22 protein-coding genes are annotated in these 20373 nt (G+C 69.5%); 12 read left to right on the top strand and 10 right to left on the bottom strand.

Annotated features, from left to right (window positions below; genetic code table 11):
- Positions 1-56: 56 nt before the first annotated feature.
- Positions 57-314, bottom strand: a complete 258-nt coding sequence (locus BUE42_RS08565; protein WP_073464243.1) for a helix-turn-helix transcriptional regulator — start codon at positions 312-314, stop codon at positions 57-59.
- Positions 315-431: 117 nt separating this feature from the next.
- Between BUE42_RS08565 and BUE42_RS08560 the strand changes: the two genes are divergently transcribed.
- Genes BUE42_RS08560 through BUE42_RS08545 form a run of 4 tightly spaced genes read left to right on the top strand, consistent with a single transcriptional unit; the run spans position 432 to position 3279 of the window.
- Positions 432-773, top strand: coding sequence for a hypothetical protein (locus BUE42_RS08560; RefSeq protein ID WP_073464241.1), 342 nt, complete (start codon positions 432-434; stop codon positions 771-773).
- Between the two features lie 24 nt (positions 774-797).
- Entirely contained in the window at positions 798-1748 is a 951-nt protein-coding gene (gene pip, locus BUE42_RS08555; RefSeq protein WP_073464239.1) for a prolyl aminopeptidase, read from the top strand.
- Complete coding sequence (locus BUE42_RS08550) at positions 1738-2466, top strand: class I SAM-dependent methyltransferase (protein ID WP_073464237.1); 729 nt, start codon at positions 1738-1740, stop codon at positions 2464-2466. Before pip ends, BUE42_RS08550 begins: the two co-directional genes overlap by 11 nt.
- 12 nt (positions 2467-2478) lie before the next feature.
- On the top strand, positions 2479-3279 hold the full coding sequence (locus tag BUE42_RS08545; protein ID WP_143171380.1) for an aminoglycoside phosphotransferase/kinase family protein: 801 nt from the start codon (positions 2479-2481) through the stop codon (positions 3277-3279).
- Positions 3280-3289: 10 nt separating this feature from the next.
- Here the strand turns inward: BUE42_RS08545 and BUE42_RS08540 are convergent, their stop codons facing one another.
- On the bottom strand, positions 3290-4120 hold the full coding sequence (locus tag BUE42_RS08540; protein WP_073464233.1) for a YihY family inner membrane protein: 831 nt from the start codon (positions 4118-4120) through the stop codon (positions 3290-3292).
- 128 nt (positions 4121-4248) lie between these two features.
- Here BUE42_RS08540 and BUE42_RS08535 point away from each other — a divergent pair, with 128 nt between their 5' ends.
- Entirely contained in the window at positions 4249-4557 is a 309-nt protein-coding gene (locus tag BUE42_RS08535; protein ID WP_073464231.1) for a hypothetical protein, read from the top strand.
- 271 nt (positions 4558-4828) lie between these two features.
- On the opposite strand, the gene ahpF is transcribed toward BUE42_RS08535, so the two are convergent.
- From ahpF to BUE42_RS08510, 5 genes are all read right to left on the bottom strand, one after another.
- Entirely contained in the window at positions 4829-6406 is a 1578-nt protein-coding gene (gene ahpF, locus BUE42_RS08530) for an alkyl hydroperoxide reductase subunit F (protein WP_073464229.1), read from the bottom strand.
- Positions 6407-6512: 106 nt separating this feature from the next.
- Entirely contained in the window at positions 6513-7076 is a 564-nt protein-coding gene (ahpC, locus tag BUE42_RS08525; RefSeq protein WP_073464227.1) for an alkyl hydroperoxide reductase subunit C, read from the bottom strand.
- A 155-nt stretch (positions 7077-7231) separates the two neighbouring features.
- A complete protein-coding gene (gene dnaN, locus BUE42_RS08520; RefSeq protein WP_073464225.1) occupies positions 7232-8344 on the bottom strand; it encodes a DNA polymerase III subunit beta in 1113 nt (370 codons plus the stop codon).
- An 11-nt stretch (positions 8345-8355) separates the two neighbouring features.
- Positions 8356-8547, bottom strand: coding sequence for a plasmid-related protein (locus tag BUE42_RS32025; RefSeq protein ID WP_073464548.1), 192 nt, complete (start codon positions 8545-8547; stop codon positions 8356-8358).
- 61 nt (positions 8548-8608) lie between these two features.
- Positions 8609-9445, bottom strand: coding sequence for a plasmid replication/partition related protein (locus BUE42_RS08510; RefSeq protein WP_073464223.1), 837 nt, complete (start codon positions 9443-9445; stop codon positions 8609-8611).
- A gap of 62 nt (positions 9446-9507) precedes the next feature.
- Between BUE42_RS08510 and BUE42_RS08505 the strand changes: the two genes are divergently transcribed.
- A complete protein-coding gene (locus BUE42_RS08505; protein WP_073464220.1) occupies positions 9508-9897 on the top strand; it encodes an SMU1112c/YaeR family gloxylase I-like metalloprotein in 390 nt (129 codons plus the stop codon).
- A gap of 85 nt (positions 9898-9982) precedes the next feature.
- Positions 9983-11404 (top strand): peptide MFS transporter, encoded by a 1422-nt coding sequence (locus tag BUE42_RS08500; RefSeq protein WP_073464218.1) that lies wholly within the window; start codon positions 9983-9985, stop codon positions 11402-11404.
- A 1-nt stretch (position 11405) separates the two neighbouring features.
- On the opposite strand, the gene BUE42_RS08495 is transcribed toward BUE42_RS08500, so the two are convergent.
- On the bottom strand, positions 11406-12317 hold the full coding sequence (locus BUE42_RS08495) for an SDR family oxidoreductase (protein WP_073464216.1): 912 nt from the start codon (positions 12315-12317) through the stop codon (positions 11406-11408).
- A gap of 41 nt (positions 12318-12358) precedes the next feature.
- The gene (locus BUE42_RS08490) at positions 12359-13243 is read right to left on the bottom strand and encodes an AraC family transcriptional regulator (protein WP_235002198.1); all 885 of its coding nucleotides are present in this window, start codon (positions 13241-13243) and stop codon (positions 12359-12361) included.
- A 52-nt stretch (positions 13244-13295) separates the two neighbouring features.
- Here BUE42_RS08490 and BUE42_RS08485 point away from each other — a divergent pair, with 52 nt between their 5' ends.
- Positions 13296-13799, top strand: coding sequence for a BON domain-containing protein (locus BUE42_RS08485; protein WP_073464214.1), 504 nt, complete (start codon positions 13296-13298; stop codon positions 13797-13799).
- A gap of 4 nt (positions 13800-13803) precedes the next feature.
- The gene (locus BUE42_RS08480; protein WP_073464212.1) at positions 13804-16137 is read left to right on the top strand and encodes an ATP-dependent DNA helicase; all 2334 of its coding nucleotides are present in this window, start codon (positions 13804-13806) and stop codon (positions 16135-16137) included.
- Positions 16138-16144: 7 nt separating this feature from the next.
- Here BUE42_RS08480 and BUE42_RS08475 read toward each other — a convergent pair whose 3' ends face one another.
- A complete protein-coding gene (locus tag BUE42_RS08475; RefSeq protein ID WP_073464210.1) occupies positions 16145-16396 on the bottom strand; it encodes a hypothetical protein in 252 nt (83 codons plus the stop codon).
- Positions 16397-16558: 162 nt separating this feature from the next.
- Between BUE42_RS08475 and BUE42_RS08470 the strand changes: the two genes are divergently transcribed.
- From BUE42_RS08470 to BUE42_RS08460, 3 genes are read left to right on the top strand one after another with little or no spacing between them, the layout of a single operon-like run.
- Positions 16559-17479 carry a MurR/RpiR family transcriptional regulator gene (locus BUE42_RS08470; protein WP_073464208.1) on the top strand — a complete coding sequence of 307 codons (921 nt, stop codon included), beginning with the start codon at positions 16559-16561 and terminating at the stop codon, positions 17477-17479.
- Complete coding sequence (locus BUE42_RS08465) at positions 17476-18483, top strand: isoaspartyl peptidase/L-asparaginase family protein (protein ID WP_073464206.1); 1008 nt, start codon at positions 17476-17478, stop codon at positions 18481-18483. Before BUE42_RS08470 ends, BUE42_RS08465 begins: the two co-directional genes overlap by 4 nt.
- Positions 18480-20333 (top strand): dipeptide ABC transporter ATP-binding protein, encoded by a 1854-nt coding sequence (locus BUE42_RS08460; RefSeq protein WP_073464204.1) that lies wholly within the window; start codon positions 18480-18482, stop codon positions 20331-20333. The genes BUE42_RS08465 and BUE42_RS08460 overlap by 4 nt, the downstream gene beginning before the upstream one ends.
- Positions 20334-20373: the final 40 nt, after the last annotated feature.

Here is a 20373-nt window from a genome sequence, read left to right as displayed (position 1 = left end):
GATCCAGATGCGTCGCACCCGGCGAGCCGGTTCTTACACCGCTCGCGCAACCTCGATCAGGCCTCGTCGAGGTCGGTGAACTTGTCCGGGTCGACCAGGTCGCGCAGCGGCATGCGCAAGGCGTCGGCCAGGCGGCCCATGTTGTCGATCGAGATGTTGCGCCGCCCGAGTTCCACGCTGCTCACGTAGGGCCGCGTGATGCCCGCCTCCAGCCCGAGCGCCTCCTGCGACATCTCCCTGGCGCGCCGCACCCGGCGCAGGTTGCGCGCGAACACATCGCGGGCCGAGAGCTTCTTGCTGGCGTTCTTTTTCATCAGCGAAGGATTGCGGCGTCTGCACAAGTCCTCCACCTTCTTTGGGTTTCCAAGTGTTAACTTAGAGGTACCAAACGAAGTCTTTGAAATGTTTTTTGAACTTCAAGGGAAACATGCATGAGATCCATGGAAGTCAACTGCATCACCCTCTCCGGCCACCTCCCGCACCACGCGCTCATCACCCACATCGGCCACAGCCAGCGCAAATGGCGCATGGGCATCGCCCAGGCCATCCGCTGCATGGATCTCGATCTCGAGCGCTACTACGTCGTCGACACGTCCCTGCGCCAGTGGGTCTACCTCGATGTCGTGCGCGAGCCCGGCCAGCCGCCGCACCTGCGCGCCCGCACCGAGCGCGGCGAGTGGGCCGATCACCTGCTGTCGCTGCCGCGCTGCGGCCGCGATTGCGGCGCGCCGGTCCGCCAACCGCGGCTGTGTTGCCGATGCCCGTTCCGCTGAGGTTTTCGCCTAAAGTCAGTGCGCATGACCTTGCGCACCCACTACCCACCCCTCGAGCCGCTGGAAACAGGGTTCATGCCCGCCGGCAACCTGCACTCGCTCTACTGGGAGCGCAGCGGCAATCCCGCCGGCATCCCGGTGATCTTCGTTCACGGCGGCCCCGGGGCCGGCACCTCGCCCAAGGACCGTTGCTTCTTCGACCCCGCCCGCTACCACATCGTGCTGCTCGACCAGCGCGGCGCCGGCAAGTCCACGCCCTCAGGCGAATGCCGCGAGAACACCACGCCCTTGCTGATCGCCGACCTGGAGCGCCTGCGCGAGCGGCTGGGCATCGCGCAGTGGCTGGTGTTCGGCGGGTCATGGGGCTCCACGCTGTCGCTGGCCTATGCGCAGGCGCACCCGGATCGCTGCCTGGGGCTGATCCTGCGCGGCATCTGGCTCGCCAGCCTGGAAGAGCAGCAGTGGTGGCTGCACGGCATGCGGCAGTTCTTCCCGAAGGAGTGGGAGGCGTTCGCCCATGCCATCCCGGCGGAGGAACGCGGTGACCTGGTCGCGGCCTACCAGCGCCGCCTGAGCGATCCGGATCCTGCCGTGCATGCACCGGCGGCGCGCGGCTGGAGCCACTACGAAGGCGCCTGCCTGCGGCTCATCCCGTTGCCGGTCGAGCCGCTGCGGCCTGAAGACGCGGTCTTCGAGCTGAACCTCGCACGGCTCGAGGCGCATTACTTCGTCAACGGCGCCTTCCTCACCCCCAACCAGTTGCTCGACGGCGTGCCGCGCATCGCGCACCTGCCTTGCACCATCGTGCATGGCCGCTACGACGTGATCTGCCCGGTGCGCTATGCCTATGCGCTGGCCGATGCGTGGCCGTCGGCCAAGCTGGTCGTCGTGCCCGATGCGGGGCATTCGTCGATGGAGCCGGGCATCACCTCCGAGCTGGTCGCCGCCACCGATGCCTTCGCCGATGGCCGATGAGCTGAAACCGATCTGCGGCGAAGAGGCCGTGTTGTCGATGCTCGACGGCTGGTTCGCCGGCCGTGCGGGCGACTGGTGGGAAGGCTTCTACGCGGACCGCAAGAAGCCGGTGCCGTTCTTCGGCGATGCGCCGGATGAATGCCTCGCGGAGTGGGTGGGCGAGCATGCGGCACCGGGCGGGCGCGCGCTGGACATCGGCTGCGGCAACGGCCGCAACTCGCGCTTCCTCGCGAGCCGGGGCTTCGATGTCGACGGCGTCGATTACGCGCAAGCGGCGATCGACTGGGCCACGCAGCGGGCGACCGAACTTGGCGTGTCGGTGCGTTGGCATTGCCGGTCGGTGTTTGACCTCGATCTGCCGGCCGACAGTTTCGACCTCGTCTACGACTCCGGCTGCTTCCACCACTTGGCACCGCACCGGCGGCACACCTATGTGCAGCTGGTCAGCAAGGCGCTGCGCCCGGGCGGCTGGTTCGGGCTGGCGTGCTTTCGCCCCGAAGGCGGCAGCGGGCTGTCGGACCATGAGACCTACGAGCGCCGCACGCTGGGCGGCGGCCTGGGCTATACCGAAGAACAGCTGCGCACGATCTGGGCGACCGGGCTCGAGGTGCACAGCACGCGGCGCATGCTGAAACCGCCGCCGGGCGCGGAGGTCTTCGGCGAGGATTTCCTGTCGGTGCTGTGGGCGCGCAAGCCCATGGATCCCGCCGGCGCGTGAGAGATGTTGGCGATGGACGAAGCGGTCCGCCGTTTCTTCACCGATGCCCCGCTGCATGAGCGTTTTCCGGGCGGGCAAGGGCGTTCGGTGCATGCCGGCAACCTGGTGCTGAAGCCGGTCGACGAAGTCTCCAAGTACGAGTGGCTGGGTGATGCGCTGGAGGGCGTCGACTTCCATGGCCTGAACGTGGCTGCGCCCGTCCGGTCGCTGAAGGGGATGTGGTGCGAGCAAGGGTGGGGCGCCACGCGCTACTTCGACGGCGCCTTCGTCGAAGGGCGGATGGCCGACAAGCTCGCGGCTTCCACCGACTTTCATCGTGCAGTTCGCAGCGTCGGCAAACCCGCGGCGTTCGACGCGTGGACCAGCCCGTGGACCGAAGCCACCCGGGTGGCGTGGAGCGAGCGCCATGTGCCCGACGCCGCACCGGATCGTGTGAAGGCGGTGGTGTCTTCACTGCAGTCCCGCTGCGAGCCGGTCAACCTGCCGAGCCAGTTCGTCCACACCGACCTGGCGGGCAACATCCTGTTCGATGGTGGCGCGCCGGTCGTCATCGACATCTCGCCGGCTTTCCGACCGGTGGCGTACGCACACGCGGTGCTCGTGGCCGACAGCGTCGCGTGGCATCGCGAGCCGGCGGCGTCGCTGGCGTTGTTGGAGCTTCCGCCGTCGCTTCGACAGCAGCTGGTGTTGCGCGCCGTCGTGTTCCGCCTGTGCGTGCCGCTCTTCTTCGATGCGGCGAACGCCGCGGCGTTCTACGCCACGCTGCGTGAGTTCGAGCCGGTACTGCCCTTCGAGGGCATCGCCGGCGTGTGAGTGGCGTGGATCAAGCCTTGGCGGGCTTCTTGCCCGCCGGCTGCGGCTTCCTGGCCCGTGCGAGGTTCGACGTGATCAACGCCGCCGCCAGCGTCACCAGCCACGAGAAGTACACCCACAGCAGGAACACAGGAAACGCCGCAAAGGTGCCGTACACCGTCTTGTAGGTCGGCAGCTTCAGCACATAGGCCGCGAAGCCGCGCTTGCCGAGCTCGAACGCGATGCCGGCGATCAACCCGCCGATGGCCGCATCGCGCTTGCGCACGCGGGTGTTCGGCATGTAGTGGAAGAGGGCGGCCATCGCGATCGAGCCGATCAGCGCCGGGCCGAGCGTCAGCCCGAACTTGGCCCAGGGCGGCAGCGTCTGGATCAGGCCGGCCGACGCGCTCACCGCGTACGACGTGGCCCACAGGCTCACGCCCAGCAGCGGCGGGCCGAGGCCGATCATCAGCAAGTACATGCCGACGCGCTTCAGGAACGGGCGGTTCTTCTTGACCTTCCAGATCTGGTTCAGCGCGTTCTCGACGGTCAGCAGCAGCGCGACCGCGGTGACCACCAGGAACAGCGAGCCGACCAGCGTGAGCCCGCCGGCGTTGGTCGCGAACTGCGCGAGGTAGCGCAGCACGGTGCGCGAGATCTCTTCGGGCAGCAGGCTGCGCAGCAGGTGCTCCTCGATCGCGTCCTCGAGCCGCTTGAACATCGGGAATCGGGTGAAGAGGGCGAAGCACACCGCGAGGAAGGGGACGACCGACAGCACGGTCGTGAAGGTGAGGCTGCCGGCGATCTGCGGCAGGCGCTCGGCGCGTGCGCGCTGGATCGTGAGTCGGGCGAGGGTGATCATCGGGCGGCCATTCTGCCTGCGAGAATCCACCGGGCTGGAGGCCCATTGACCATCACTTGCGCATCTTGCCGATGATTCCACGCTTGTCTCGACGCAGCCGCCTCGCGGCGTTGGCTATAGCCGCCATCGTGGGTCCGGCCATTGCCGGCTTCGCATGGCTGAAGGCCGAGCACCGGCCCGACGAGGCCATCGCGGTGGCGCAGGCCTTCGTGGATCAGTTGAATGCGCGCGGCGAGGGCTGCCGCGTCGATCGCCTGGTTGGCATCGCGCCGTTCCAGACGAACGGCAACCGCCTGCGGCGCTGGGTGTCGGGGCGCGGTGTCGAGGTGCCGGAATTGCAGATGGAGTTCGACGGCGCCTGCCCGTTGCGGGTCACGCTGCGGCTGTCGTCAACGCAGGGGTGGCAGGTCGTTAAGCACGGCAGCCATGCAGGGTGAACCGATGCGCGCCAACCACTGTTCGGATTGACATCAACCCCCAGTCGGGCCGACACCAACCCCCGTTCGGGCTGAGCTTGTCGAAGCCTTGGTGCCATGCAAGCAGGCCCTTCGACAGGCTCAGGGCGAACGGGGGAGTGGTGGATCCGTCGAACGGACGTGACCCGTTCGGGCTGAGCTTGTCGAAGCCTTGGTGCCATGCGAGCAGGCCCTTCGACATGCTCAGGGCGAACGGGGGGGTTTTGTTCGCTCAGACTCCCGTCCGCCTACCTCAAGCCGCCACCGGCGTGCGGATCAGGTGATCGAACGCCGACAGCGCCGCCTTCGCCCCATCGCCCGCGGCGATGATGATCTGCTTGAACGGCACCGTCGTCGCGTCACCCGCCGCGAACACGCCCGGCTGGTTCGTCGCGCCACGCGCGTCGACGATGATCTCGCCGTACTTGCTCAGCTCCAGCGTGCCCTTCAGGAACTCGGTGTTGGGCACCAGCCCGATCTGCACGAACACTCCCGCCAGCTCCACGCGGTGCTCGGCACCCGTCGCGCGGTCCTTGAAGACCAGGCCGTTCACCTTCTGCCCGTCGCCGGTGATCTCGGTCGTCTGCGCGTTGGTGTGCACCGTCACGTTCGGCAGGCTGTGCAGCTTCTTCACCAGCACCGCATCGGCCTTCAGCGTGTCGGCGAACTCCACCACGGTGACGTGCGCCACCAGCCCGGCCAGGTCGATCGCGGCCTCGACACCCGAGTTGCCGCCGCCGATCACCGCCACCGGCTTGCCCTTGAACAGCGGGCCGTCGCAGTGCGGGCAATAGGCCACGCCCTTGTTCTTGTACTCGGCCTCGCCGGGCACGTTCACGTTGCGCCAGCGCGCGCCGGTCGACAGGATCACGCTGCGGCTCTTCAGCGCCGCGCCGTTCTCCAGCGTCACGGTGATCTCGCCGCCCGGCTGCGCCGCCGGCTCCAGGCTCGCGACGCGCTGGCCGTTCATGATGTCGACCTCGTAGACGCGTGCATGCGCTTCCAGCGCGGCCGCGAACTTCGGGCCTTGCGTCTCGAGGATCGACACGTAGTTCTCGATGCCCAGCGTGTCCAGCGTCTGGCCGCCGAAGCGCTCGGCGACGATGCCGGTGCGGATGCCCTTGCGCGCCGCATACACGGCCGCCGCCGCGCCGGCCGGGCCGCCGCCGACGATCAGCACGTCGAACGCGTCCTTCTGGCCCAGCTTGGCCGCGACGCGCGCCGAAGCACCGGTGTCGACCTTGGTCAGGATCTCCGAGACCTCCATGCGGCCCGAGCCGAACACCTCGCCGTTCAGGTAGACGGTCGGCACGGCCATGATCTGGCGGCCTTCGACCTCACCCTGGAACAGCCCGCCGTCGATCGCGACGTGCTTGATGCGCGGGTTCAGCACCGCCATCAGGTTCAGCGCCTGCACGACGTCGGGGCAGTTGTGGCAGGTCAGCGACATGTAGGTCTCGAACACGAAATCGCCGCCGTCGTCGCGGGTCAGCGACTTGATCTGCTCGATCACCTCGGCCTCGACCTTCGGCGGGTGGCCGCCGGCCTGCAGCAGGGCCAGCACCAGCGATGTGAACTCGTGGCCCATCGGGATCGCGGCGAAGCGCACGCCCATGCCGGCACCGGCACGGCTGATGTTGAACGACGGACGGCGCTCGTCGGTGCCGTCCACGCGCAGGCTCACCAGCTCGCTCAGGCCGGCGATCTCTTGCAGCAGCTCGCGCATCTCGGCCGAGGCAGGGCGATCATCGAGCGACGCCACCAGTTCAACCGGCTGCGTCAGGCGTTGCAGGTAGCCCTTGAGCTGGGCCTGGAGGGTGGCGTCCAACATGTGATCGGTCCTTGTGTTTGTTGTGTTCGGGTAGAGCTCCGCCCAGCGCCCCGCCCGAAGGCGGGGCCGCAGAGCGGCATAACAGGGGAAAAGCGAGAGAGAGGTCTTAGATCTTGCCGACGAGGTCGAGCGACGGCGTCAGCGTGGCGGCGCCTTCGTTCCACTTGGCCGGGCAGACCTGGCCAGGGTTCTTGGCGACGTACTGCGCGGCCTTCAGCTTGCGCAACGTTTCCTTCACGTCACGCGCGATCGCGTTGTCGTGCACTTCCGCGGTCTTGATGACGCCATCGGGGTTGATGACGAAGGTGCCGCGCAGTGCCAGGCCTTCTTCTTCGATGTGCACGCCGAATGCGCGCGTCAGCTTGTGCGTCGGGTCGCCGATCAGCGGGAACTTGGCCTTGCCGACGGCCGGCGAGGTTTCATGCCACACCTTGTGCGCGAAGTGCGTGTCGGTCGTGACGATGTAGACCTCGGTGCCCAGCTTCTGGAACTCGGCGTAGTTGTCGGCCGCGTCTTCGACTTCGGTCGGGCAGTTGAAGGTGAATGCGGCCGGCATGAAGATCAGGGTCGACCACTTGCCCTTCAGGCTGGCTTCGGTGACCTCGATGAACTTGCCGTTGTGGAAGGCTTCGACCTTGAACGGCTGGACTTGGGTGTTGATCAGCGACATCGTTTGATTTCCTTGGTGTGCTTGGTTGGATGAAAAAAGCGAACTGGCGAAGCGAATTTTGACCGCACTGCAGCATTTGCGGGATTAATTGACTGAATCAAGTCGATGGTAAAAAACTATCGATCGGGACCCCGCGATTCACGTCAAGGTCCGCGTCAGAGCCGCATCGGGCTGACGACGTACTTGAAGCCGCTGCGCTGCGGAAAGGTGAACAGCACCGCCGAGCCGGCGTCCTGCAGCGCCATCGTCACCATCTCGGCATCGGTCTCGCCGAGCACTTCGGTCAGGTAGGTCACGTTGAAGCCGATCTCAAGGGGCACGCCGCCGTAGTCGACGTCCAGATCTTCGTCGGCCTCCTCGCGCTCGGCATTGCTCGACACGATGCGCATCGCGCCCGCCGCGAGGCTCAGGCGGATGCCGCGGAACTTGTCGCTGGTCATCAGCGAGGCGCGCTGCAGGCATTCGAGCAGCGCGGCGCGGCCGAGTGTCACGGCATGCGGGTTGGCGTTCGGGACCACGCGCTTGAAGTCGGGGTAGCGGCCCTCGATCAGCTTGGTGACGAAGCTGATGCCGTTGAGCTCGAAGCCGGCCTGTGCCGGGGCGAGCCGGATCTCGACGGTGGCAGCGTCGTCGCTGCCTTCGCGCAGGTGGCGCTGCAGCTCGTGCACCGCCTTGCGCGGCAGGATCACCTGCTGCGCTGGCAGCTCGGCATCGATCGTGGCCTCGGCCAGCGCGAGCCGGTTGCCGTCGGTCGCGACGAGCCGCACGAGGCGGCCGTCGGTGTTGAACAGCACACCGTTCAGAAAGTAGCGGATGTCGTGCGTGGCCATCGCGAAGCTCACCTGGTCGACCAGCGACTTCAGCACGCCCTGCGGCAACTGCAACGCGGTGGCATGCGGGGCGCGCGCGACCAGCGGGAACTGCTCTGCCGGCAGCGTGTGCAGCATGAAGCGGCTGCGTCCGCCCTGCAGCCGCAGCCGGCCGGGCTCGGCCGTCAGCGTGACGACCTGGTCGGGCGGCATCGCCTTCAGGATGTCGACCAGCTTGCGGGCCGACACGGTGGTGGCGAAGTCGCCGGCATCGCCACCCAGCTCGACGCGGTGGCCGACCTCGATGTCGAGGTCCGAGGTGGTGAACGCGATTGTGGTGCCGGTCTTGCGGATCAGCACGTTCGCGAGGATCGGCAGCGTGTGGCGCCGCTCGACGATGCCGCAGACCGACTGCAGCGCGGCCAGCAGCTTCGCCTGGGTGTCCTTCAGGACGATCATCGGCCGCTCCTTCAGGGCCGCTCGGGCTTGGGGGACTGCCCGAACAACTGCGCCTGCTCGGCGGAGTGCTTGGCGGCGAAGCTGCGCATGAAGTCGCGCAGCACCTCCGAGGCGGCCAGCCCCTGGGATTGGCAGGCCTGCACGAAGGCATCGCGCAGGTCGCGCTCGATGCGGATCCGCATCCCGGCGTCTTTGGTGTTCATCGGCAGCTCCGGTTCGTGGATACACATATGTGTATCCATCATCCGGAAACTATACCGTGGATCAGAACGGCGCGGTGTCGGCCTCGCCGGCGTTGGCGCGAAGCTGGGCGTGCAGGTCGGCGATCTTCAGCTTCAGCGCGGCGTTCTCGGCGGTCAGCACGGTGACGCGCTGGCGCAGCGCATCGACCGTGTCGGCGCTGTTGGTCGAAGCTTCTTGGGACTGGGCCTGTGGCTGCGCTTCTGCCGTGCCTTCATCAGCCGGCGCCCTGCGGCGTGAATCGCGCGCCCGCTTCGCGGCCTGCTTCAGCTCGTCCTTGCCGGCCGCCGCCGCAGCGACCTGCTCCGCGGCCGGCAGGCTCGAGACGGCCGCCGCGGCGTTGATCGAGATCGTGCCGGCCTTGATGGCCTCGACCAGCTCGGGCGCCGCCTGCTTGCGGATCTTCTCGATCAGCACGACCTGGTTGCTGCTGATGCGGGCCGCCTTCGCGAGCGCCTCGCGGGTGTCGAGCGTGGGTGCCTGGCCGGCCGGCGTAGAAGGGGCGCCTTCGGCCGGCTCGGCCAGGCGCCGAGCGCGCTGCCCGGCGACGATCTCGCGCTTGCGCAGCGCGAGCACACCGCGCTGGTAGTCCGACAGGCTGCGCCGGCCGAGGTGCTGGTCGATCATCCACAGGTGCACGTCTTCCATCGACTGGAAGCGCGTGCTCTGCACCGTCTGGAACGGCAGCCCGTGTTGGCGGCAGATGCCGTAGCGGTTGTGCCCGTCGACGAGCATGTCGCCCCACAGCACCAGCGCATCGCGGCAGCCCTCGGCGAGGATGCTGCGTTCCAGCGCATCGTGTTCGTCGGGCGTCAACGGGTCGATGTAGGCTTTGAGTTCTTCGTTGACGACGAGGTCCATGGGCGCGGGTTCGATCTGAGGCGAAAGGGGGCCGCATTGTAGAGAGCCGCGACAATCGCCCGATGCTGCTCCGCATCCACCACGCCGCCATCATCTGCTCCGACTACCCGGCCTCGAAGCGCTTCTACACCGAGACGCTCGGGCTCGCGGTGCTCGCCGAGCACTTCCGCGCGCAGCGCAACTCGTACAAGCTCGACCTCGCGCTGCCCGACGGCTCGCAGGTCGAGCTGTTCTCGTTCGAGGGCGCCCCGCCGCGGCCGTCGTACCCCGAGGCGCGCGGCCTGCGCCACCTGGCGTTCGAGGTCGACGACGTCGCGCAGTGCAAGGCCACGCTCGAAGGCAAGGGCGTCGCGGTGGAAGACATCCGCGTCGACGAGTACACCGGCCGGCGCTTCGTGTTCTTCGCCGATCCGGACGGATTGCCGCTGGAGCTGTACGAAGCCGCGCGCTGAGCATCCCGGGTCACCGCGAGTTGTGCCGCCCGGCCATTTCAGCGACAGTCGCGGATTACCCAATTTCTTTCGGAAGCCACTACCCGTGTCCACCTCCGCCTCCAACGACCGTGCCTTCTTCGGCCACCCCGCCGGCCTCGGCTGGCTCGCTTTCTGCGAGCTCTGGGAACGTTTCTCGTACTACGGCATGCAGGCCCTGCTGGTCCTGTACCTCACCAACTACCTGTTCCTGCCCGAGAACATCGGCCACGTCGCCGGCATCGACGCGGTGCGCGGCGCGATCGAGAACGTCACCGGCCCGCGCTCGCCGCAGCAGCTCGCGTCCGTCGTGTTCGGGCTCTATGCGGGCTTCGTCTACCTGACGCCGCTGTTCGGGGGCCTGCTGGCCGACCGCGTGCTCGGCCGCACCAGGACCGTCGTGATCGGTGCGGTGCTGATGGCCACCGGCCACTTCCTGATGGCCTTCGAGGCCAGCTTCTTCATCGCGCTGCTGTGCCTGTTGATCGGCGTCGGCTGCTTCAAGGGCAACATCGCGGCGCAGGTCGGCGACCTGTACGCGCCCGGCGACAAGCGGCGTGCGAGCGCGTTCCAGATCTTCATGCTGGCGGTGCAGATCGCGGTGATCCTCGCACCTATCGTCTGCGGCACGCTCGGCGAGAAGGTGGCCTGGCACTGGGGCTTCGGTGCCGCCGGCGTCGGCATGGTGATCGGCCTGTTCGTGTACCTCGCGGGCCGCCGCCACCTGCCGCCCGAGCCGCTTCGCGAGCGCCGCGCCGAGAAGGCCGCCGCGCTGCCGCGCGCCGGCATGACCGGCACCGAGAAGGGCAGGCTGGTGCTGCTGGTCGCGCTGATCCCGGTGCTGATGGGAACGGTCGTCGGCAACCAGCAGTACAACAACGCGTTCCCGCTGTGGTCGCAGCAGCACATGGACCTGGTGCTGTTCGGCTGGTCGGTGCCGGTGACCTGGCTGCAGGCGATCGACGCCATTGCCAGCACCGCGGCGATGATCGGCTCGATCGCGTTCTGGCGCTGGTGGGCCACGCGTCGCCGCGAGCCCGACGAGATCACGAAGATGGCGCTCGGCTCGCTGATCGCCGCGTCCGCCCCGGCGCTGCTGATGATCGCCTCCGGCATCGTCGAGCATTCGCACGAGAAGGTCGGCTTCGGCTGGGCGATCGGCTACGCGGTGCTCAACGACATCGGCTTCGCGAACGTGATGCCGGTGGGGCTGGCGCTGTACTCGCGCACGGCGCCGCACAAGCTCGAGGGGCTGATGATGGGCACCTACTACCTGCACCTGTTCCTGGCCAACACCTTCGTCGGCTGGCTGGCGGGCTTCCTCGAGACGATGCCGGGGCAGCAGTTCTGGGGCCTGCATGCGGCGCTGGTCGGCGGTGCCGGCGTGGTGCTGCTGGGGGTCAAGCTGGTGTTCGGCAAGCTGCTGGCGCCGACGGCGGTCGACAACGGCGCCGCGGCGGGCTCAGGCGACGCGGTGCCGGCTCACTGATTCACGGCGACGCTTCATCCATCTCGAAGGCCGGCACGCGTCGGCCGTCGATGTCGGTGAAGCCGTAGTCCTGCGCCAGGTCGCCCACCCGCAGCACCTGGCCGCTGCGGCGCATCACCTGCGGGTCGGCCGCCAGCGCCGCGACGGCGCGGCCCAGGTAGCGCGGCGATTCGGTGCGCGCGAGGGCAGGCCGCTCGTGCCAGTGCGCCTCGTCGGTGTGGTGGCCGGCCAGCACGAACTCGGTGCGCATCCAGCCGGGTGACAGCGCGACCGAGGCCACGCCGTGCGGCCGCAGTTCTTCGGCGATGCCGAAGGCGAGGCGCGTCATGCCGGCCTTCGCGAGGTCGTAGAACAGGTTGCCGCGCAGGTAGCGGCCGCGGTCCCAGAAGGTGGTCGTGACGATCAGTCCGTGACCCTGCCGCACCATCAACGGCGCAGCGTGCCGGCTCGACAGCAGGTGGTTGCGCACGCCGCGGTCGATCATCGAATCCCAGTGGGCCAGCGGGTGCTCCCAGAACGGCGCGTTGAACACGCCGTCGAAGGTTTCGTGGCCGCCCCAGGCGTTGTTGACCAGCAGGTCGATGCGGCCTTGCTCCTGTTGCACGCGGGCGAACAGCTCGGCCACCTCGCCGTCTTGCGTGTGGTCGCAACGCACCGCGATGCCGTGGCCGCCGGCGCGCGTCACCTCGTCGGCGGTGTCGTCGATGCTGCCGGGCACGGCGGTCATGTCCGACAGGCCGAGCAGCTGGCCGTAGCTCTGTGCGGGGTGCGCGCGCGTGCTGCGGCCGGTCACGTAGACGGTGGCGCCGGCAGCGCCCAACTCGACCGCGCAGCCGCGCCCGGCGCCGCGGCTCGCGCCGGTCACGATGGCCACGCGGCCTTGCAGCGGGCGAGGGGTCTTGTCGTTCGTCATCGGGTGGCTCCTGTGTGCGATGGCGCCATCTTGCGCAGTCGTCAGCCGGCGGTCTTGGAAGATTCCGAAACCGCGAGGCGCCGGTACTCGGCCGGCGTGCAGCCGCACAGCGCGCGGAACTCGTTGGCGAGGTGCGACTGGTCGAAGAAGCCGCCGTCGAGCGCGACCTCGGCCCAGCTGCGCTGCGGTTGTGCGCGCAGCTCGCGCAGGCAGCGGTGCAGCCGCGAGAGCCGGCTCCAGCGGCGCGGCGAGAGCCCGAACTGCGCGTCGAACAGCTGCTGCAGCCGGCGCTCGCCGAGGCCCACCTCGGCGGCGAGCGCCGGCACCGGCAGCCGCCCGCCGGCCTGCATCAACAGGCGCAGTGCGTGCACCGCCGGCCGCGGCTCGGCGACGGACGCATGGCGCAGCCGCTGCAGCAGCGCCTGCTGCACGAGGCGCACGCGGCTGGCGTCGTCTTCCAGGTCGGCGAGTGCGGACAAGGCCTCGGCATTGTCGCGCGGCCACAGGGACTGCAGCGGCAGCGCGAGCCCGGCGATCTCGCCGACCGGCAGCCCGAGCAGCGCAGCGGCCGCACCGTGGCGCAGCGTGATCGCGAGCCCGGCCATGCGGCCCGACAGCCGCAGCACGGCCGGCGTCGTCGACGGGCCGATCGCGAGCAGGGTGCGCCGCGCATCGGGGCCGGCGGCCGGCGCATCGCCCCAGTGCACGACGAGGCGCACCGCGCCGTCGGGGATCACGCGTTCGACGACCTCGTGGCCCGGCGCGAAGGTCTCGCGGTACAGCAGCATCTGGGCGACGAAGGGCCGCAGCGCCGCGGGCAGCGGCAGTGTGCGCAGGCTGGCCGCGGGCGTGCCGGATTCCGGGCCCTGGACGGGATCCTCGTCGAGTCGAAGGAACAGGCGCTGGGCCACCGGGGACGCCTCCATCGCGCGATGCGCAAGGCGGCAGCATACGGGCAACAAGGCCTACGATCGCGGGATGGACCGCATCCTGATCGGCATGGCCGCCCTCCTGTTCGCCACCGGCAGCCCCGCCGAGCCGGCCGACGCGCTGCAGAACTGGTTCAACGACCCGTTCTTCCCGATCACCGCCGCGCTGCCCGACTGCCCGCTGCCCGCCGGCCCGTTCACCGACGAGGCCGACCGCCGCGTGCAAGCGCACCGCCGGCTCGAGAAAGGCACGACCTGCTGGCTCGCGAAGGAGTGCGACCGCCCGAACGCCTATGCCTACGACGCCGACATCGCGTCAGCGATCCAGGCTGCCGTGCGCGAGCGCAACCCGTTCCCCGACACGACGCTGTGGGTCACCGTGCAGGGCCGCGTCGTCTACGTCGAAGGTTGCTCGCGCGACGAGGCCGACGCCGCCCGCATCGAAACCTTCGTGCGCGCGCTGCCGCACGTGCAGCAGGCGACCGCGATCCTGCGCACCGATGCAAGGTCCCGCCCGCCCTACAAAACGAGGCCTGCGACACTCTCGCGCTGAGAACATGAGCGTCGACACCCCCACCTACACCATCGCCGTGCGCGAGCTGTGCGAGTTCACGGCCAAGCAGGGCGACCTCGACCTGCGCTTCACGCCCGGCCCGTCGGCGCAGGAAGGCATCGCCGGGCATGCGATGGTGGCGTCGCGCCGGGGCGGGCGCTACCAGGCCGAGGTCAGCCTGAGCGGCACGCACGGCGCGCTGCGGGTGCGCGGCCGCGCCGACGGCTACGACCCGGACCAGGGCCTCGTCGAAGAGATCAAGACGCACCGTGGCGACCTCGCGCGCCAGCCGGCCAACCACCGCCACCTGCACTGGGCGCAGGCGAAGATTTACGGCGCACTGCTGTGCCAGAAGTTCGAGCTGCCCAAGCTGCGCGTCGCGCTCGTCTACTACGACGTCGGCACGCAGCAGGAAACGGTGTTCAGCGAGACCTGCAGCGCGGCCGAGCTGCAGCAGTTCTTCGAGCAGCAGTGCGAGCGCTTCGTGGCCTGGGCGGACCAGGAACTCGCGCACCGCGGCGCCCGCGATGCGGCGTTGCAGGGCCTGCGCTTCCCGCACGCCGAGTTCCGTGCCGGCCAGCGCCCGCTGGCCGAGGCGGTGTACCGCGCCGCCAGCACCGGCCGCTGCCTGCTCGCGCAGGCGCCCACCGGCATCGGCAAGACGGTCGGCACGCTGTTCCCGTTGTTGAAGGCCTGCCCGACGCAGCGGCTCGACAAGCTGTTCTACCTCGCGGCCAAGACGCCCGGCCGCGGCCTCGCACTCGAGGCGCTGCGGCTGATCAGCAGCCGTGCCGATGCACCACCGCTGCGCGTGCTGGAACTGGTCGCGCGCGACAAGGCCTGCGAGCACCCCGACAAGGCCTGCCACGGCGAGTCTTGCCCGCTGGCGCGCGGCTTCTACGACCGGTTGCCGGCCGCCCGCAGCGCAGCGCTTGCCGCCGACGGCGCTCCGCTCGACCAGGCGCGCCTGCGCGAGGTCGCGCTGGCCCACCAGGTCTGCCCCTACTACCTGAGCCAGGAGCTGGTGCGCTGGAGCGACGTGGTGGTCGGCGACTACAACTACTGGTTCGACCTCGGCGCGATGCTGCATGGGATGACGCTCGCGAACGAATGGCGCGTCGGCGTGCTGGTCGACGAGGCGCACAACCTGCTCGAACGCGGCCGCAAGATGTATTCGGCCGAGCTGCAGCAGGCCGACGTGGCCGCGCTGCGCAGCACCGCGCCGCCCGCGGTGAAGCCGGCGCTCGACCGCCTGCACCGCGCGTGGAGCGCGCTGAACAAGGCGCAGGACGCGACGCAGCCGACCGATTTCACGGTGCACGAGAAACCGCCCGCGGCCTGGCGCGATGCGCTGCAGAACGCGATCGCGGCGCTGGGCGAGCACTTCGCCGACGGGCAATCGCCGAACGACACGCCGCTGCTGCGCTTCTACTTCGATGCGCTGCACGTGATGCGCGTGCTGGAGCTGCTGGACGAGAACTCGCAGGTCGATGTGAGCATCACCGAACGCCGCGGCAGCCGCGTGCGCTCGACGCTGTGCCTGCGCAACCTGATCCCGGCACCGCACCTGCGCGGGCGTTTCGCGGCGGCGCACACGACGACGCTGTTCTCGGCCACGCTGACGCCGCAGGGCTTCCACGAAGACACGCTGGGCTTGCCCGAGCGCACCGCGTGGATCGACGTCGAGTCGCCGTTCGAGGCGAAGCAGCTGTCGGTGCGCATCGCGCGCCACATCTCCACCCGTTGGCAGCAGCGGGCTCAGTCGCTCGCGCCCATCGTCGAGCTGATCGCGCGGCAATACGAGCGCGCACCCGGCAACTACATGGCGTTCTTCAGCAGCTTCGACTACCTGCAGCAGGTGTCCGAACTGCTCAAGGCCACGCACCCCGGCGTGCCGCAGTGGTCGCAATCGCGCGCGATGGACGAGGCCTCACGCCAGCAGTTCCTGGCGCGCTTCACCGAGCACGGGCAGGGCATCGGCTTCGCGGTGCTGGGGGGCGCGTTCGCCGAGGGCATCGACCTGCCGGGGCGGCGCCTGATCGGGGCTTTCGTCGCGACGCTGGGATTGCCGCAGGTCAACCCGGTGAACGAGTGCGTGCGCGAGCGCATGGAGCAGCGCTTCGGGGCCGGCTACGACTACGCGTACCTCTACCCCGGGCTGCAGAAGGTCGTGCAGGCCGCGGGTCGCGTGATCCGGACCACCAGCGACGAGGGCGTGGTGATCCTGATCGACGACCGCTTCGGCAAGGCGCAGGTGCGCAGCCTGTTGCCGGCGTGGTGGCACGTCGGCATCGAGCCCGCCGCGCCGCTGTTGCGCGACGCGGCCGAGGCTCACTGAACTCTTCTTACTGAACCGTTTCCTTGGCGGCGGCCTTGGCCTTCTTGCCATGGCTCTTGGCCTTCGCCTTGTGCACCTTCGCCTTGGTCTTGTGCACGGTGCTCGACGGCTCGTCGGTCACGGCGCCCTTGACGTTCTCGGTGCCTTGCTTGGCGGTCTCGGCGGTCGCCTTGGCGCCTTCCTTGACGGCGGTGCCGGCTTGCGCGAAGGCGGTGCCGGCCGCGAACAGCAGGGCGAGGATGGATATGAGTTTCTTCATGGTTGTTCTCCTGGATGGGATGCTTATCATCGGCGCCCGCAGTGGCCGGCCAAGTCGGACGCGGTCGCCGCACCGTGTAGGACCGGCGGCAGTTCGTGGACCTCAGCCGCCGGGCCTGTAAGTTGCTTTACAGTCCGCGAAGTTTTCTGAAACCCTGTTTTCATGACCGTGACGTCTCCCACTGCCCGTTCCACCGCCTGGACCGGCCGCTTCGCCAGCCTGCCGGTGCTGCAGCAGGTGGCAGCCGGCATTCCGGCGATGCCCGCCGCGATGCAGCGCATGGGCCAGGCGGTGCTCGCGCACCCTTTCAGGGCGGCCACGCTCAACATCGATGAATTCGCCGGCGAGGTGGCGGTGTCGATCGCCACCGCCAACCGCTTTGCCCGCGCTCTGAACTTCGCCGGCTACCCGCAGTTCCGCGCCGAGCTGGCGCGCGGCTTCGAGGCCATCCTCGCGCCGGTCGAGAGCCTGCGCAGCAACCTGAAGCACGCCACCGGCACGCAGCAGGCGATGGCCGCCTCGCTGCGCGAGACGGTGGCGAACCTCGAACACACGCTGCAGGCCTTGCAGCACCAGCCTTGCGAGCAGGCCGTCTCGCTGATCGCCGAGGCCGACCAGGTGCTGACGCTCGGTTGGGGCAGCAGTGCCTACCTGGCCGGCGTGCTGCAGCACGAGCTGGAGCCGCTGTGCTCGCGCGTCGGCAGCCTCGCGCAGGCGGGCGGGCCCTCGCATGCGGCGCGCCAGCTGGTCAAGCGCGGGCCGCGCGACCTGCTGATCGCGCTGGCCTTTCCGCGCTACGTCGAAGACACCGTCGCGCTGACGCGGCTGGCGCGCGAGCGCGGCGTCAAGGTGCTGGCGCTGACCGACGAGCCATCGTCGCCGCTGGTGCCGCTGGCCGATGTGACGCTGTATGCGCACGTCAGCCGCCAGGTCGCGCCGACCTCGAACGCCACCGTGCTCGCGCTGCTGGAAGCGCTGGTCGCGGCCCTCGCGCACCGCACCGAAGGCGCCGTGCAGCGCGCCGAAGAAATGGCCCGCGGCGTGCTGCCGTGGCTGCAGGTCACCCCGGGGAGCGTGCGATGAGTTTTTCCACGACGCCGGCGGTGATCGCGATCCATGGCGGTGCAGGTACCTTGTCACGCGCATCGATCTCGCCGGAGCAGCAAGCCCGCTACCGCGCCGCGCTCGACGAGATCCTGCGCAGCGCACAGGCCTCGCTCGCCGACGGCGCCGCCGCGATCGACGTCGTCACCGAAGCGGTGCGCCAGCTCGAGGAATGCCCGCTGTTCAACGCCGGCCGCGGCGCGGTCTACACCGCTGACGCCCGCCACGAGCTCGATGCCTGCGTGATGCGCGGCAGCGACCTCGCGGCCGGCGCGGTGGCCGGCGTGCGCACGCTGCGCAACCCGATCCTCGCGGCGCGCGCGGTGATGGAGGCGGGGGAAGCCGGCGGCCCGGTGCTGCTGATCGGCGACGGCGCCGAGCGCTTCGCGGCCGAGCACGGCTGCGAGACGGTCGCGCCCGAGTGGTTCGACACACCGGAGCGTCTGGCGCAACTGCACGCGATGCAGGCCACCGACAGCACCGCGCTCGATCACGACGGCGCGAGCCAGCTGGCGCCCACGGTCCCCGCGCCGCTCGACGAGCGCGACAAGTTCGGCACCGTCGGCGCGGTCGCGCTCGATGCGCACGGCCACTTGGCGGCCGCCACCTCCACCGGCGGCATGACGAACAAGCGCCCCGGCCGCGTCGGCGATTCGCCGCTGGTCGGCGCCGGCTGCTATGCGAACGACCGCACCGTCGCGGTGTCGTGCACCGGCGTCGGCGAGGCCTTCATGCGCGGTCTCGCGGCCTACGACGTGTCGGCGCTGGTCGAGTACGTCGGGTTGCCGCTGCGCTTCGCGGCGAAGCGCGTCGTGATGGACAAGCTGCCGCCGCTCGGCGGCCGCGGCGGGCTGATCGCCGTCGATGCGCGCGGCAACGTCGCGCTGCCGTTCAACACCGAAGGCATGTACCGCGGCTGGGCCCGTGTCGGCGAAGCGCCGGTGTCCGCCATCTACGCCGACGAAGCCGGCCCCGAACAATGACCAGCACCCCACCGCGCCGCGTGCTCGACGTGCGCAACCTCAGCGTCAGCTTCGCCGTCGAAGGCGGACGGCTGCAGGCGGTGCGTGCGCTCGATTTCCATGTCGACGCCGGCGAGACGCTCGCGATCGTCGGTGAATCCGGCTCGGGCAAGTCGGTGTCGTCGCTCGCGCTGATGCGGCTGGTCGAGCACGGCGGCGGCCGCATCGACAGCGGCGAGATGTGGCTGACGCGCCGCGACGGCGAGCGAGTCGACCTGGCGCAGGCCGATGCGCGCCGCATGCGTTCGCTGCGCGGCGCCGACCTCGCGATGGTCTTCCAGGAGCCGATGACCTCGCTAAACCCGGTCTTCACCGTCGGCCAGCAGGTGGCCGAATCGATCCGCCTGCACCAGGGCCGCTCGCAGCGCGAGGCGATGGCCGAGGCGCTGCGCCTGTTCGACCTGGTGCGCATCCCGGAGGCACGCGAGGTGCTGGGCCGGCACCCGCACCAGCTGTCGGGCGGCATGCGCCAGCGCGTGATGATCGCGATGGCGCTGGCCTGCCGGCCGACGCTGCTGATCGCCGACGAGCCGACCACCGCGCTCGACGTGACGATCCAGGCGCAGATCCTCGCGCTGATCCAGCAGCTGCAGCACGAGCTGTCGATGGGCGTGATCTTCATCACCCACGACATGGGCGTGGTCGCCGAGATCGCCGACCGCGTGCTGGTGATGCGCCGCGGCGACAAGATCGAAGACGGCGACTGCCGCGCGCTGTTCGCGCAGCCGCAGCAGCCGTACACCAAGGCGCTGCTGGCAGCGGTGCCGCAGCTCGGCGCGATGCACGGCCAGGACCTGCCGGCGCGGTTCGCGTTGCCGGGCGACGAGGTCGTTGCCGCCACGCACCAGGTCACGATGCCCGACAGCGTGCGCGCCGACCTGCCGCCGGTGCTGTCGGTGCAGGGCCTCGTGACCCGCTTCCCGCTGCGCAGCGGCATCCTCGGCCGCGTGAAGCGCCAGGTGCATGCGGTCGAGCAGATCAGCTTCGAGCTGAAGGCCGGCGAGACGCTGGCGCTGGTCGGCGAATCGGGCTGCGGCAAGTCGACCACCGGCCGCTCGCTCGCGCGGCTCGTGGCACCGCTGGCCGGCCGCGTCGAGGTGGCCGGGCGCGACATCGCGCCGCTGGAGGGCGCCGCCTTGCAGGCGCTGCGCCGCGACATCCAGTTCGTGTTCCAGGACCCGTACGCGTCGCTCGACCCGCGCCTGACCGTCGGCTACAGCGTGATCGAGCCGCTGCTGATCCACAAGCTGATGCCGCAGAAGCAGGCCGAAGAGCGCGTGCGCTGGCTGCTCGAGAAGGTGGGCCTGCCGGCCGAGGCGGCCAACCGCTACCCGCACGAGTTCTCCGGTGGCCAGCGGCAGCGCATCGCGATCGCGCGCGCACTCGCGCTGAACCCGAAGGTGGTGATCGCCGACGAGGCGGTGTCGGCGCTCGATGTGTCGATCCGCGCGCAGATCGTCAACCTGATGCTCGACCTACAGCAGGAGTTCGGCATGGCCTACCTGTTCATCTCGCACGACATGGCGGTGGTGGAGCGCATCAGCCACCGCGTCGCGGTGATGTACCTCGGGCAGATCGTCGAGATCGGCCCGCGCCGCGACGTGTTCGAGAATCCGCAGCATGCCTACACCCGGCGCCTGATGGCCGCGGTGCCGGTAGCCGACCCGACGCGGCGCCGCCCGCGCGAGCTGCTGTCGGACGAGATCGCGAGCCCGGTGCGCGCGGTTGGCGATGCACCGCAGGTCGCGCCGCTGCACCAGGTGGGGCCCGCCCATTTCGTCGCCCGCCATGCGGTCGGCGGCGCGTTTTGAGTTCGAGTTTGAATCCCCAAGTCGTACCAGCCAGGAGAAC

The organism is Rhizobacter sp. OV335, assembly GCF_900142965.1.
Classification (GTDB): domain Bacteria; phylum Pseudomonadota; class Gammaproteobacteria; order Burkholderiales; family Burkholderiaceae_C; genus Rhizobacter.
This window is presented reverse-complemented; position numbering and strand designations above follow the sequence as displayed.